Annotated in this window: 12 protein-coding genes; 11 read left to right on the top strand and 1 reads right to left on the bottom strand. The window is 63.8% G+C overall.

Annotated elements, in window-relative coordinates:
* Positions 1 to 277 precede the first annotated feature (277 nt).
* The 11 genes from nosR (at position 278) to KXR72_RS11200 (ending at position 13,663) form a co-directional block, all read left to right on the top strand.
* Positions 278 to 2,452, top strand: a complete 2,175-nt coding sequence (gene nosR, locus KXR72_RS11250; RefSeq protein ID WP_437421190.1) for a transcriptional regulator NosR — start codon at positions 278 to 280, stop codon at positions 2,450 to 2,452.
* A 73-nt stretch (positions 2,453 to 2,525) separates the two neighbouring features.
* Positions 2,526 to 4,430 (top strand): TAT-dependent nitrous-oxide reductase, encoded by a 1,905-nt coding sequence (gene nosZ / locus KXR72_RS11245; RefSeq protein WP_437421189.1) that lies wholly within the window; start codon positions 2,526 to 2,528, stop codon positions 4,428 to 4,430.
* A gap of 104 nt (positions 4,431 to 4,534) precedes the next feature.
* Positions 4,535 to 5,812: a nitrous oxide reductase family maturation protein NosD gene (locus KXR72_RS11240; RefSeq protein WP_437421338.1), complete on the top strand. Its 1,278-nt coding sequence runs from the start codon at positions 4,535 to 4,537 to the stop codon at positions 5,810 to 5,812.
* Positions 5,809 to 6,735: an ABC transporter ATP-binding protein gene (locus tag KXR72_RS11235; RefSeq protein ID WP_437421188.1), complete on the top strand. Its 927-nt coding sequence runs from the start codon at positions 5,809 to 5,811 to the stop codon at positions 6,733 to 6,735. The genes KXR72_RS11240 and KXR72_RS11235 overlap by 4 nt, the downstream gene beginning before the upstream one ends.
* Positions 6,732 to 7,559, top strand: a complete 828-nt coding sequence (locus tag KXR72_RS11230) for an ABC transporter permease (protein ID WP_437421187.1) — start codon at positions 6,732 to 6,734, stop codon at positions 7,557 to 7,559. The genes KXR72_RS11235 and KXR72_RS11230 overlap by 4 nt, the downstream gene beginning before the upstream one ends.
* 25 nt (positions 7,560 to 7,584) lie before the next feature.
* Positions 7,585 to 8,133 carry a nitrous oxide reductase accessory protein NosL gene (locus tag KXR72_RS11225; protein ID WP_437421337.1) on the top strand — a complete coding sequence of 183 codons (549 nt, stop codon included), beginning with the start codon at positions 7,585 to 7,587 and terminating at the stop codon, positions 8,131 to 8,133.
* 33 nt (positions 8,134 to 8,166) lie between these two features.
* Entirely contained in the window at positions 8,167 to 8,340 is a 174-nt protein-coding gene (gene tatA, locus KXR72_RS11220; protein WP_437421186.1) for a twin-arginine translocase TatA/TatE family subunit, read from the top strand.
* 687 nt (positions 8,341 to 9,027) lie between these two features.
* Positions 9,028 to 10,218, top strand: coding sequence for an NnrS family protein (locus KXR72_RS11215; protein WP_437421185.1), 1,191 nt, complete (start codon positions 9,028 to 9,030; stop codon positions 10,216 to 10,218).
* Positions 10,219 to 10,316: 98 nt separating this feature from the next.
* A complete protein-coding gene (locus KXR72_RS11210) occupies positions 10,317 to 11,060 on the top strand; it encodes an SDR family NAD(P)-dependent oxidoreductase (protein WP_437421184.1) in 744 nt (247 codons plus the stop codon).
* Positions 11,061 to 11,276: 216 nt separating this feature from the next.
* The gene (locus KXR72_RS11205) at positions 11,277 to 12,416 is read left to right on the top strand and encodes an HPP family protein (protein WP_437421183.1); all 1,140 of its coding nucleotides are present in this window, start codon (positions 11,277 to 11,279) and stop codon (positions 12,414 to 12,416) included.
* Positions 12,417 to 12,523: 107 nt separating this feature from the next.
* On the top strand, positions 12,524 to 13,663 hold the full coding sequence (locus KXR72_RS11200; RefSeq protein WP_437421182.1) for an HPP family protein: 1,140 nt from the start codon (positions 12,524 to 12,526) through the stop codon (positions 13,661 to 13,663).
* A gap of 21 nt (positions 13,664 to 13,684) precedes the next feature.
* Here the strand turns inward: KXR72_RS11200 and KXR72_RS11195 are convergent, their stop codons facing one another.
* A complete protein-coding gene (locus KXR72_RS11195) occupies positions 13,685 to 14,545 on the bottom strand; it encodes a LysR family transcriptional regulator (RefSeq protein WP_437421181.1) in 861 nt (286 codons plus the stop codon).
* Between the last annotated feature and the right edge of the window lie 73 nt (positions 14,546 to 14,618).

The following is a 14,618-nucleotide window of genomic DNA, read 5'->3' as shown; positions in this document are numbered from 1 at the left end:
CGCGATCATGGGGTCGGCGTGGCGCGGATCGCCAGCAAGCTGGCTCCTACGGATAAGGTGGGGCTGCTGGGGGCAAGGCTCGCCATCACGGTATTTCGGTGCGGCTGCTGATCGTCCACAGGGCGCCCATGGCTCGTGTGCTTGGCGGAACGGGTCGCGTTGATTGATATGGCTCAATGGAATCGCCCGCGCGAGGTCGAGCTTGATATCCGTCAAGGAGAGCGAGTAGCGGCGCTCCCTACCATGGCTGCACATTCAGCCGTGAAGTGGGCCGTCCATGAAGCCGCAACCTCATCTCCGCACAGGCCTTATCCGTGCATGGGAGCAAGGCTTCGCCATCGTGCTGGCGCTGCTGCTGATTGCATTTCCGACTCAAGCGCGGGACTACGACGTCGAACAGCAACGCATCGAGCACTTCTTCCCTCAGGCCGAGGTCTCCGAGCCCGAGGGTGAATACCAGCTACGAACCCTGCGCAAGGGTGACGAAGTCCTCGGCTATGCCTTCCAGACCCTCAATGTGGTCGACATCCCTGCCTATTCCGGCAAGCCGATCAACCTGCAGGTGCTGCTCGATCGCGAAGGTGCGATCGTCGATGCCTATGTGCTCGAGCACCATGAGCCGATCCTGCTGGTCGGCATCCCCGAGCAGAAGCTGCACGACTTCACTGCCAAGTATCAGGGCGTGAAGGCCGACCAACGCGTGGTGGTCGGCCATTCGGGCGACAGCAATGCGGTGACCATCGATGCCGTAACCGGCGCCACCGTGACGGTCATGGTGGTCAACGAGATCGTCATGCGCGCCGCCCATGAAGTGGCCGTCTCGCTCGAGCTCGTCGAACCGGCCGCGGGTGGGCGCAGCAAGCCGGCGACGATCCGCAACGATGTCTACGCGCCGGCGAGTTGGGCCGATTTGACCGGTAACGGCGCAATCCGCCGCCTGCTCCTGACCTACGGGCAGATAGATGACGCGTTCAAGGGCACCGAAGCCGAGGGCATCGACGAGGCGGCGCCGGAGGAGAAGGGTGACACCTTCATCGATCTGTACGCGACCGAACTCAATCCACCGACCATCGGCCGCAACCTGCTCGGCGACGTTCAGTACGCCGACCTGATGAGCACCCTCAAGCCTGGTGAGCACGCGATCGCCGTGCTCGGCAGCGGTGACTACTCCTTCAAGGGCTCGGGCTACGTGCGCGGCGGCATCTTCGATCGGGTGCAGCTGCGTCAGTTCGGCAACATCATCAGCTTCCGCGACCTGGACTTCATTCGCCTGTCGGACGTCTACGCCGACGGCATCCCGGAATTCCGCGAGATGGCGATCTTTATCGTCCGCGAACACGTGGCTTTCGATCCAGGCTCACCGTGGACGCTAGAGCTGCTGGTACGCCGTCAGACCGGCCCGGTATCAGGGGTGTTCACCAGCTTCGAGCTGCCCTACCAGATGCCCGAGCAGTACATCGAGCGGCCGCAGCCGACCGCCGAGGAGTTGGCCGCAGCGGAGGAGGCCAACCGGCCAATGTGGCTGAACATCTGGTACCAGAAGAGCTTCCAGATCGGCGTGATCGTTGCGGCGCTCCTGCTGCTGACCGTAATCCTCTTCTTGCAGGATTCGCTCACCCAACGCCCGCGCTTCCTGCACTGGCTGCGTCGCGGCTACCTGATCTTCACTGTGGTGTTCATTGGCTGGTACGCGTTGGGGCAGCTGTCTGTGGTCAACGTGCTGACCTTCGTCCATGCGCTGTTCCAGGACTTCCGCTGGGAGCTGTTCCTCACCGACCCGGTGATCTTCATTCTCTGGACGTTCACCGCCGCCAGCATCCTGCTCTGGGGTCGCGGTGTGTTCTGCGGCTGGCTGTGCCCCTTCGGCGCGCTGCAGGAGCTGATCAACGAGGCCGCGCGCAAGCTCCGTATCCCGCAATACGAGCTGCCCTTCGCTGTGCATGAACGGCTTTGGGCGATCAAGTACATCGTCCTGCTCGTGCTGTTCGGCATCTCGCTCGAGTCGATGATGGCGGCTGAACAGGCCGCTGAGGTCGAGCCGTTCAAGACCGCTATCACCCTCAAGTTCGACCGCCAGTGGTGGTTCGTCGCCTACGCCGTGTTCCTGCTGGTGATCAACGTGTTCACCCGCAAGGTTTACTGCCGCTACGTCTGCCCGCTGGGCGCGGCGCTGTCGATCAGCAGCAAGGTCCGCCTGTTCGACTGGCTCAAGCGCCGGCCGGAGTGCGGCAGCCCCTGCCAGCTGTGCGCCAAGGAATGTGAAATCCAGGCCATCCATCCGGACGGGCACATCAACCACAACGAGTGCCACTACTGCCTGGATTGCCAGATGACCTACCACAACGAAAACAAATGCCCGCCGCTGATCCTGAAGAACAAGCGCAACACGCGTGGAAAGAAGGCACCAGCCGCGCCGCAGTTGATTCCTGTGCATGTGGTGGAACCCGAGTGAGCGCGCATAGCGAATCGCTCGAAATCGGTTGTTAGAAATCGGTTGTTAGAGATGTCCCAAAGGAGCAGAACCCATGAGCGACAAAGAGGTTAAGAGCAATCCGAATGCGCTGGAAAAGACCGGCCTGAGCCGCCGCAATTTCCTCGGCGCCAGCGCCCTGACCGGCGCGGCGGTGGCAGCAACGGCGTTCGGCGGCGCAGTCATGAGCCGCGAGACCTGGGCAGCAGCGGTCAAGGACGCACAGCAGAAGATCCACGTCGCACCAGGCGAGCTGGACGAGTATTACGGCTTCTGGAGTGGCGGCCACCAGGGCGAGGTTCGGGTAATCGGTATTCCGTCGATGCGTGAGTTGATGCGCATCCCGGTGTTCAACGTCGATTCGGCCACCGGCTGGGGCCTGACCAACGAAAGCCGCCACATCATGGGCGACAGCGCCAAGTTCCTGAACGGCGACTGCCACCATCCGCACATCTCGATGACCGACGGCAAGTACGACGGCAAGTACCTGTTCATCAACGACAAGGCCAACAGCCGCGTTGCGCGCATCCGCCTGGACATCATGAAGTGCGACAAGATGCTGACCGTGCCGAACGTCCAGGCCATCCACGGCCTGCGTCTGCAGAAGGTGCCGCACACCAAGTACGTGTTCGCCAACGCCGAGTTCGTGATTCCGCACCCCAACGATGGCAGCTCCTACGACCTGCAGGCGGAAAACGCCTACACCATGTTCAACGTCATCGATGCCGAGAAGATGGAGATGGCTTTCCAGGTCATCGTCGACGGCAACCTGGACAACACCGACGCCGACTACACCGGCAAGTACGCCGCGTCCACCTGCTACAACTCGGAGAAGGCCTACGACCTGGGCGGCATGATGCGTAACGAGCGCGACTGGGTGGTGGTCTACAACATCCCGCGCATCGAGGCGGCGATCAAGGCCGGCAAGTTCAGCACCATTGGCGACTCGAAAGTGCCGGTGGTCGATGGCCGCGCCGGTTCGGAATTCACCCGCTACATTCCGGTGCCAAAAAACCCCCACGGCTGCAACACCTCATCCGACGGCAAGTACTTCATCGCCGCCGGCAAGCTGTCGCCAACCGTGACCATGATCGAAATCGCCAAGCTCGATGACCTGTTCGACGACAAGCTGAAAGACCCGCGCGACGTGGTCGCCGCCGAGCCTGAACTGGGCCTCGGCCCGCTGCACACCACCTTCGACGGCCGCGGCAACGCCTACACCACGCTGTTCATCGACAGCCAGGTGGTCAAGTGGAACATGGCCGACGCGGTGCGCGCCTACAAGGGCGAGAAGGTCAACTACATCAAGCAGAAGCTCGACGTGCAGTACCAGCCGGGCCACCTGCATGCCTCGCTGACCGAAACCAGCGAAGCCGATGGCAAGTGGTTGGTGGCCCTGTGCAAATTCTCCAAGGACCGTTTCCTGCCGACCGGCCCGCTGCACCCCGAAAACGACCAGCTGATCGACATCTCCGGCGAGGAAATGAAGCTGGTGCATGACGGCCCGACCTACGCCGAGCCGCACGACTGCATCCTGGCCCGTCGCGACCAGATCAAGCCGCAGAAGATCTGGAAGCGCGATGACCCCTTCTTCGCACCGACGGTGGAAATGGCGAAGAAGGACGGCATCAATCTGGAAACCGACAACAAGGTCATTCGAGACGGCAAGAAAGTGCGTGTCTACATGACGTCCATGGCGCCGACCTATGGCTTGACCGAATTCACCGTCAAGCAGGGCGACGAAGTCACCGTGACCATCACCAACATCGACCAGATCGAGGACGTGTCCCACGGGTTCGTCATGACCAACCACGGCGCCAGCATGGAGATCAGCCCGCAGCAGACCTCATCCATCACCTTCACGGCTGATAAGCCTGGCCTGCACTGGTACTACTGCAGCTGGTTCTGCCATGCGCTGCACATGGAAATGGTCGGCCGCATGATGGTCGAGCCGGCCTGACGCGCTTGGGGGGAGCAGAGGTTGGCTCCCCCATTTCACCTGCCTGGAAGCTGAAGAGGAATAATGCAGTGCTCAGATCTCAGGCGTCACCTTCATATTCAACGCTGGCAGCGCTGCTGCCGGCCATCTTCTGCGGTGCGGCCCTGGCGGCACCGCAATCGATCACCACCTTGCCGCTCGAGCCGCAGGGGGAAAATGTCTGGACATTGCCGGCGGGCGATTATCACGGTCAGTTCATCATCGACCAGCCGATGACGCTCACCTGCGCTTCAGGCGCCGTGCTGCACGGTGACGGCGAGGGCAACGGGCTGCTCGTCACCGCCGAGGATGTCCGCATCAAGGGCTGCACCCTGGTCGACTGGGGCCGCGACCTGACCGCGATGAACGCGGCAGTCTTCATCCAGCGCCAGGCGCATCGCGCCCGTGTGGAGAACAATGACCTGCGCGGTGCAGGCTTCGGTATCTGGGTCGATAGCGCACGCGATGTGAGCCTGATCGGCAACCGCATCGAGGGCGACGCGAACATACGCTCGCAGGACCGAGGCAACGGCATCCACCTCTACGCTGTGACCGGCGCGCGGATCATCGACAACCAGGTGCGCCATACCCGCGACGGCATCTACATCGACACCTCCAACGGCAACCACATCGAAGGCAACGTGCTGGAGGATCTGCGCTACGGCGTGCATTACATGTTCGCCAACGACAACCGCGTGATCGGCAATGTCACCCGCCGCACCCGCACCGGTTATGCCCTGATGCAGAGCCGCAAGCTGGAGGTCATCGGCAACCGCTCCGAGGGGGATGAGAACTACGGCATCCTGATGAACTACATCACCTACTCGACCATCCGCGACAACCGGGTCAGCGACGTGCGCAGCGGTTCGACGGGCGACAGCATGATCTCGGGCGCCGAAGGCAAGGCGTTGTTCATCTACAACTCGCTGTTCAACACCATCGAAGGCAACCGTTTCGAGAACAGCGCGCTGGGCATTCACCTGACGGCGGGCTCCGAAGACAACCGTATCGCAGGCAACGCCTTCATCGGCAACCAGCAGCAGGTCAAGTACGTCGCCAACCGCACCCAGGAGTGGTCGCAGGCCGGGCGCGGCAACTACTGGAGCGACTATCTGGGCTGGGACCGCAACAGCGATGGCCTGGGCGACGTCCCCTACGAGCCGAACGACAACGTAGACCGCTTGCTGTGGATGTACCCGCAGGTGCGCCTGCTGATGAACAGCCCGAGCATCGAGGTGCTGCGCTGGGTGCAGCGCGCGTTCCCGGTCATCAAGTCCCCCGGGGTGCAGGACAGCCATCCGCTGATGCAGCTACCGGCCAGAGCCGCCCCACTGTTGAGCCAGACGCAGGAGCAGACGCCATGAACGTCGTTGAAATCGAAGGCGTGAGCCAGCGTTACGGCAGCATGACCGTGCTGCACGGGTTGAACCTGAGCCTCGCCGAAGGCGAGGTGCTGGGCCTGTTCGGCCACAACGGCGCCGGCAAGACCACCAGCATGAAGTTGATTCTCGGCCTGCTCGCGCCAAGCGAAGGCCAGGTCCGGGTGCTCGGCCGCCAGCCCGCGGATCCAGGGGTACGCCGTCAGCTCGGCTACCTGCCGGAGAACGTCACCTTCTATCCACAGCTCAGCGGTCGCGAAACGCTGCGTCATTTCGCCCGTCTCAAGGGCGCAGCGCTGGGCCAGGTGGATGACCTGCTCGAACAGGTCGGGCTTGCGCAGGCCGCCGAGCGCAGGGTGAAGACCTATTCCAAGGGCATGCGCCAACGCCTCGGGCTGGCCCAGGCGCTGCTCGGCGAGCCGCGTCTGCTTTTGCTCGACGAGCCCACCGTAGGCCTCGACCCCATCGCCACGGGCGACCTGTATCAGGTCATCGATCGGCTGCGACAGGGTGGCTGCAGCATCATTCTCTGCTCGCACGTCTTGCCAGGCGTCGAAGCGCACATCAACCGTGCCGCCATCCTCGCCAGAGGCGAATTGCAAGCGATCGGCAGCCTGGCGCAACTGCGCCGCGACGCTGGCCTGCCGACGCGCATCCGTGCCAGCGGCATCGGTGACAGCGCCGGCTGGTTGCAACGTTGGGATGCCGCCGGGCATGCCGCTCGAGCTCTGGGCGAGCGCAGCGTCGAGGTGTCGGCCATCAATGGCCACAAGCTGCCGCTGCTGCGCGAATTGCTCGGCGAGGGCGAGCCGGACGACATCGAGATCCACCAGCCCTCGCTGGAAGACCTCTACCGACACTACATGACACGCGCCGGCGATCCTGGCGCCTCGGAGGGCCGGCCATGAACGCCATCTGGAACATTGCCCGCAAGGAATTCAGCGATGGCCTGCGTAACCGTTGGCTGCTCGCCATCAGCCTGCTGTTCGCGGTACTGGCGGTAGGCATCGCCTGGCTCGGCGCAGCGGCGTCCGGCCAACTGGGCTTCACGTCCATTCCGGCGACCATCGCCAGCCTGGCGAGCCTGGCCACGTTCCTGATGCCGCTCATCGCGCTGCTGCTGGCCTACGACGCCATTGTCGGCGAGGACGAGGGCGGCACCCTGATGTTGCTGCTGACCTACCCCTTGGGCCGGGGGCAGATCCTGCTCGGCAAGTTTCTTGGTCACGGGTTGATCCTCGCGCTGGCGGTACTGATTGGCTTCGGTTGCGCGATGCTGGCCATTGCGCTTCTGGTCGAGGACATCGAACTGGGCTTGCTGCTCTGGGCCTTCGGCCGCTTCATGCTGTCCTCGACGCTGCTCGGCTGGGTGTTTCTCGCCATGGCCTACGTGCTGAGCAGCAAGGTCAGTGAGAAATCCAGCGCGGCGGGGCTGGCGCTCGGCGTCTGGTTTCTCTTCGTTCTGGTGTTTGACCTGGTTCTGCTGGCGCTGCTGGTTTTCAGCGAAGGCCAGTTCAGCCCGCAGCTCTTACCGTGGCTACTGCTCCTTAATCCCGCTGATCTTTACCGCTTGGTGAACCTTGCCGGCTTCGACGGCACGGGTGCGATGGGCGTGCTGTCGCTGGGGGCCGAGCTGCCGATGCCGGTGGCCGCGCTCTGGGGTTGCCTGCTGCTCTGGGTCGCCGCGTCGCTTTCTCTGGCCTACGGCGTATTCCGCCGCCGGCCCGCCTGATCCTCTGATTAAAGGAACTGCAATGATGAATGGGTTATACAAGCAGGCTTCGCGGGTGCTGGCCGCAGTACTGCTCGTGGGCCTGGCCGGCTGCAACGAGGCCGAACAGACCGAGCGGGTACTTGAACCGGTTGCCTTCCACGCCAGCGATGAGTGCCACGTGTGCGGGATGGCCATCGGTGATTTCCCTGGACCTAAGGGCCAGGCGGTCGGGAAGGGCGGGGTGAAGAAGTTTTGCTCTACGGCGGAGCTGCTGGGCTGGTGGCTGCAACCGGAGAATCGCGTGGGCGACGCCAAGCTCTACGTGCACGACATGGGGCGCAGCACCTGGGAGCAGCCGGACGACCACTATCTGATCGACGCGACCACCGCCTACTATGTCGCTGGCACTGATCTCAAGGGGGCGATGGGTGCGGTGCTGGCGACCTTCGCCGACGAATCCGCGGCCAAGGCACTGGCAACGATGCACGGTGGCAGGGTTTTGCGTTTCGATGACATCGACCAGTCGGTCCTGCAACAGACACAAGGCATGCATGACATGCACGGCCAACATCAGGCGCACGCCGGTCACTAGACCGGCAGCCTACACACGACGAGGTAACGAACGATGATGGGCATCAGTATCTGGCAACTCCTGATCATTCTGCTGATCGTGGTCATGCTCTTCGGCACCAAGCGCCTGCGCGGCCTGGGCTCGGACCTGGGCGGGGCGATCAGCGGCTTCCGTAAGTCCATGCATGACGGTGAGAAAGCCGAACCGGTGAAGCAGGAGCTGAAGTAAGGCGCTTCTGTAGGCGCGCACCGCCCCCCATCGCTTTCCGTAGGAGCGAGCTTGCCCGCGATCCGGTCGTGACCGCTGAGTCGGCGGGTGTTGGGATCGCCAGCAAGCTGGCTCCTACGTTCGGCGTGGCCCATCCGGCAATGTGCATCGGCGCGTACCGCTCTTCGTAGGAGCGAGCTTGCTCGCGATCCGGTGGTGATTGCTGAGTTGGCGGGGTGTCAGGATCGCCAGCAAGCTGGCTCCTACAGTTGACATGGCCCACCCGATTGCGCGCACCGGCCCGCATCGCTCTTCGTAGGAGCGAGCTTGCTCGCGATCCGGTGGTGATTGCTGAGTTGGCGGGGTGTCAGGATCGCCAGCAAGCTGGCTCCTACAGTTGACATGGCCCACCCGGCAGTCTGCACCGGCACGCATCGCTTTTCGTAGGAGCGAGCTTGCTCGCGATCGGGTGGTGCGGCTGCTGAGTTGGCGGGTGTCGGTATCGCCAACAAACCCGGTGCGGTTAAGAGTCTCTAGCGGCTACCGGTCGTCGCCCGCCACCCGGCTCCTGATAAACCTGATTGCAATCAAGTCTGTGCTGCCGGCCTACCCTGTAAAAAGTAGGCCTGGCTCACGAAATCTCTCGGAGCCCCGGTTTTCGGCCCGCCTGGTAAGGGCAGGCCGTCGCAGTAAGTGTCAGGAGGCCTCGTGCAAGTCATCGACCGGCGAAAAGCCCTCAGTATCCCGCCCATCTGGCGCCTCGCGTTTCGCCCGTTCTTTCTCGCCGGGAGCCTTTTCGCGCTGCTGGCAATCCCGCTCTGGGTCGCCGCCTGGACCGGTCTATGGCCGGGCTTCCAGCCCACCGGCGGCTGGCTCGCGTGGCACCGTCACGAAATGCTGTTCGGTTTCGCCATGGCGATCGTCGCGGGTTTTCTGCTGACTGCCGGCCAGACCTGGACCGGTCAGCCGGGCGTCTCAGGCAATCGATTGGCGGCGTTGGCGCTGGTCTGGTTGCTGGCCCGGCTGGGCTGGTTGCTCGGTGCGCCGCTCTGGCTGCTGGTGATCACCGAGCTGCTGTTCATGTTCGGCGTGGCCCGGCTCATGGGTCGCATGCTCTGGGCCGTCCGACAAAAGCGCAACTACCCGGTGATTGCGGTGCTGGCATTGATGACAGCTGCCGATATTCAGGTGCTCTGGGGCGTGGGCCTGGCCGATGACGGGCTGCAGCGGCAGGGCGTACTGGCCGCGCTCTGGCTGGTCGCGGCGCTGATGGCACTCATTGGTGGGCGTGTGATTCCCTTCTTCACCCAGCGCGGCTTGGGGCGCACCGAACAGGTGAAGGCTTGGGCCTGGCTGGACGTCGCGCTGCTGGTCGGCTCCGCGCTGGTCGCCGTGCTCTATGCGGTGGGCGTCGCGCTGCTGCCCAACCCGCTGCTCGGCGTGCTCTTCTTTGCCATCGCGCTCGGCCATCTGGTACGCCTGGTGCGCTGGTACGACAAAGGTATCTGGGGTGTACCGCTGCTGTGGTCGCTGCACCTGGCCATGCTCTGGCTGGTCGTGGCCGCGGGTGGTCTGGCGCTGTGGCACATCGGTCTACTGGGCACTCCCAGCCCTTCGCTGCATGCCCTCTCGGTCGGCTCGATGAGCGGCCTGATCCTGGCGATGATCGCTCGCGTCACCCTCGGGCATACCGGGCGGCCGCTGCAGTTGCCGTCGGGCATCGCGGGCGCGTTCGTGCTATTCAACCTGGGCGCTGGGGCACGCGTGTTCCTCGCCACCGCGTTGCCAGTGGCCGGGCTATGGCTCGCAGCGACCTGTTGGGCGCTGGCATTCGCGCTCTATGCGTGGCGCTACGCTCCCATGTTGCTGAGCCCCCGCGTAGATGGCCATCCCGGCTGATTGACGCCTACCGCCTCCTTCTCGTGTTTCAACCACCTGCCTGCCCGCTCCGGGACGGGCAGCCAGCGGCTCGGCGATCGCCGGCATCGGAGATGAAGATGAAAAACGAATTCACGGACCGCCTCGCAGTGGTCACCGGCGCAAGCTCCGGCATTGGCCTTGCGCTTTGCTCCGCGCTGCTGCAGCGCGGCGCGAGGGTGCTGGCGATGTCGCGCAACCTTGGCGCGCTTGGCCAGTTGCTGGAAAGCTACCCCGAGACGCTGCACTGGATCGCCGGCGACGTCACCTCGGCGGACGACCTGCAGGCATTGAGCCGGCAGGCCGCGCTGCTCGGCCCGGTGGACTACCTCGTGCCCAATGCCGGCATCGCCGAGCTGGGGGACAGCCTGGACATGGCCTGCTTCGATCGCCAGTGGGCCGTCAACGGGGCGGGCGCCCTGGGCACGTTGGCCGCACTGCGCGGAGGGCTGGCGACTCCGGCCTCGGTGGTTTTCGTCGGCACCTTCCTGACGCGCACGACCTTCCCCGGATTGGCGGCGTACATCGCCAGCAAGGCTGCGCTGGTTGCCCAGGCTCGCACGCTGGCGGTGGAGTTTGCACCGCTGGAGGTGCGGATCAACGTCGTTTCGCCGGGGCCGACCGCCACGTCGATCTGGGGCACGTTAGGACTGGCCGACGATCAACTCGAGCAGGTCGCCGAAGGTGTCAGTAAACGCTTGCTGCCGGGGCGCTTCCTCGATGCAGCGGCGGTGGCCAATGTCATCCTCTTCCAGCTTTCCCAAGGCGCGCGGGGAGTGTTCGGGCAGGATTGGGTGGTCGATAACGGCTACACGATTACCTGATCGGCCACCGTTGGGCTGGCGCACCTGCCGGCCATCGCCAGGTTTGCATCAGAAATATTGCAGCCAGACAGCAATAGCATTCATTAGCCGCTTCTGAAGCGTGCACTGATAATGTGCGCCCTTGCCGTCGACGCGACATTTTGGCGCGTCGCCTGGTCAAAGCCTTGTCGGGTTTGCACAAGGCCCCCGACCAAACGAATCTCAGAAACGGAACCTATGCAAGAACGCCTCTTCGACTGGTGCCGCTCCTTCGTGCCCGCGCCACTATCGGCGCCACCTGCTGAATGGCTGCGCGTGGCGCTGGGCGTCGCGCTGGCGATGCTGTTAGTGCTGCCTGCCTGCGCCTGGGTCTTCGGTGCCGCGCTTACCCTGCCGCTCGCCGCGCCAGCGGCAGCTTCGGCAGTGCTGGTCTTTGCTGCACCTTCAAGCCCGTTTGCCCAGCCTTGGTCAGTGCTGGCTGGCAACGTGTTGGCGACGCTGATCGGTGTGGCGCTTGGGGCCAGTGGGCTGCCCGTGCTGTTGGCCGCTGGGATCGCGGGTGGGCTGGTGATCATCTGCCTACTGGGTGCGCGCTGCCTGCATCCGCCGGGCGCCGCGCTGGCGTTGGTGGCGGTGGTCGGTAATGCGCAGATCCACGCGCTCGGCTACGGGTTGCTCTATCCGGTGACGTTCAACTCGGCACTCCTGGTGGCGGTCGCGCTGCTCTATAACAACCTCACCGGGCATGCATACCCGAAGCCGCGCACGCCGCGCGGCAACAGTCACCATACCCGCGATGCATTGCCCAGCGACCGGATGAGCTTCAGTGAAGATGACGTCGCCAGAGCCCTGTCGGAATTCGGCGAGTATGTCGACGTAACGCGCGACGACCTCGCCCAACTGATCAAGCAGACCGAAAAACATGCGCTGCGGCGCAGCATGGGCGAGGTGACCGCGGCGGACATCATGTCCCGCGACCTCTACTGGGCTACGTCCGACTGCACCACTCAAACCGCCTGGCGAACGCTGCGCGAACATCGCCTGCATTCTCTGCCGGTCGTCACCGGCGACACGCGCGAGCTGGTCGGCATCGTGACCTTGGTAGACCTGCTCAAGTATCTGCGTTCGACACCGGCGCGCATTCGCATCGGCCAATTCAAGCGCGAGGGTGGGCAGCGCCTGGGCTCGATCATGACGTCGCCGGTCGTCACGGTCAGCGCCGACACCCACATGGTGGACTTGGTGTACCTGCTGTCCGACCGCGGCCTGCACTGCCTGCCAGTGGTCGACAGTGAGCAGCGACTAGTGGGCATGATTACCCAGACCGACCTGATCGCCGCGCTTTACCAGAACTGGCTGAAACACCTGCCGGATTGACACAGGCCGCTCCGATCGCGCCGCCAGCGCAATGAGGGGCTGGGAAGGGCTGGAACCTGTGGCATAGTCCAGTGCCTGAACGCTTGACCCCCTTCCAAGCCGAGCCCATGCCTGACCCTCTGAATAACTGGCTGCGATCCTTTCTTCCGATGCCGCTCAGCGTGGGGCCGCGGGAATGGTTGCGCGCCGTGCTCGGCGTCGGGCTGGTGGTGCTGCCGATGGTCTCGCTGGGCCTGTGGCTTTTCGGTAGCCAGGTCACGCTGCATATCGTTGCGCCGGCCGGTGCTTCGGCAGTCATCCTCTTCAGCGCCTCGTCGAGCCCCTTCGCACAGCCTTGGTCGGTGATCGGCGGCAACCTCATCGCGGCGACCATCGGCATCTACCTCGGCACCAGCGGCTTGCCGACGGTCGCCGCAGCGGTGCTGGCGGTCTGCTTGGCGATTGCCTGCCTGTTCTCGCTGCGTTGTATGCATCCGCCCAGCTGCGCCTTGGCGATGGTCGCCGCAATCGGCGGGCCGGGGCTCAGCGAGCTCGGCTACGGGCTACTGCTACCGGTAGGCTTCAACTCCGTGCTTCTGGTTGCCGTGGCACTGGTCTACAACAATCTCACGCGGCATCCCTATCCCAAGCCGCGCGCAGCGATCGGCGGCGTCAAGAACGCTAGCGTGCCCCTGGGCGACGAGCATCTGAGCTTCACCAACGACGATGTCACCCATGCGCTGGAAGAGTTCGGTGAATACGTCGATGTGTCCCACGATGACCTGCTGGACCTGATCAAACGCACCGAAAAGCACGCCATCCGTCGCAGCATGGGGGCGGTCGCAGCAGCCGATATCATGTGCCGCGACCTGCATGGGATCGCGCCTTCCGCGCGCATCCGGCAGGCCTGGGAACTGGTTCGCCAGCACCGCCTGCATTCGCTTGCCGTCGTCGAGCCGGTTAGTGAAAGACTGGTTGGAATCGTCACGCTGACCGACCTTTTACAGCACTTCGAACCGAGCCCCTCTCGGCTCAACCTGCGGCGCCTGACATTTAATCGCGACGTCAGGGTCGAGCGTGTCATGACGGCGCCCGTGGTCTCCGTACGGGAGGATGCGCACCTCAGCGACCTTGTTTTCTTGCTGGCGGACCGTCGGATGTCCTGCCTGCCCGTGATCGATGCCGAGCAACGGCTGGTGGGTATGATCACCCAGGGCGATCTCGTTGCCGGGCTTTACCAGAACTGGATGAAGCGCCTGAGCGACTAGGCCAGCCGGGCAGTGGGGGTTTCAGATTTCATAATTCCAGCGCGACCAGTCGTACTCATCTTCCGCGACTTCACGCAGCAGAGCGATCGCCTGCGCCAGCGCAGGGGATTCGGCCGCTCGCGAGTAGACGAGGTAAACCGGGTAGCTGAACTCCGGGGTCTGCTCGACGCGCTTGAGTAGACCCTCGTCGAGGTAGCGCTGGACCACGCGCGTGCGGAAGTAACCGCGGCCGCCATGCTGCACGAGGTACTGCAGGGCCAGTGGACCGAGGCTGAACGAGAGCGCGGCGCGGATGTGCTCGGGCAAGGCAAGGTCATGCTGGCTACGAAACGCCGGCCCCCAGTCAATGTACAGATAAGGCTCGGGGACTCGTGCATGCACGACCTGGATCAGCTTCTCCTCCAGCAGCTGCTCGACCTGCAGGCCGGGCAGGTACTCGGGCTGATGCACCAGCGCGGCGTCGAGCACGCCGAGGTCGAGCTTGTGTTGCAACTCGGTGTCGGTGGCTACTTCACTGCGCAACGCATGGTCGGGCAGCGCCTGCCGTAACCGCTTGACCCAGGCGAGCATCAGCGGATTGCACAGGCTGACCTCAGCACCGAGTGAAAGCAGCTTGTCGTAGCCCTTGGGCAACGGTAGATCACGGCGCGCCGCCTCCCAGGTCTGCACCAGTTGGTTGGCGTAGGCGACGAAGCGCTCGCCATCGCTGGTCAACCTCGCCCCGGCCCGGTTGCGCACGAACAGCCGGCAGCCCAGTTGCGCTTCCAGGCTACGAACCCGCGCTGTTACAGCAGTCTGCGTGATGTGCAAGCGATCGGCGGTGGCGATGAAGCTGCCGCTGCGAATGATCTCGAGAAATGTGCGGGCGAGATCAATATCCATGGCGGGCGGGGCTCATATCAAAGGGAGTGATATGAAATCAGGTTGGGATGAAAGATAAAAGCCGACAGATGAC

The sequence above is a fragment of the Stutzerimonas chloritidismutans genome, from assembly GCF_051486945.1.
GTDB lineage: Bacteria > Pseudomonadota > Gammaproteobacteria > Pseudomonadales > Pseudomonadaceae > Stutzerimonas > Stutzerimonas chloritidismutans_B.
Note: the sequence above shows the minus strand (reverse complement) of the source record. Positions and strands in the feature narration are given on the sequence as shown.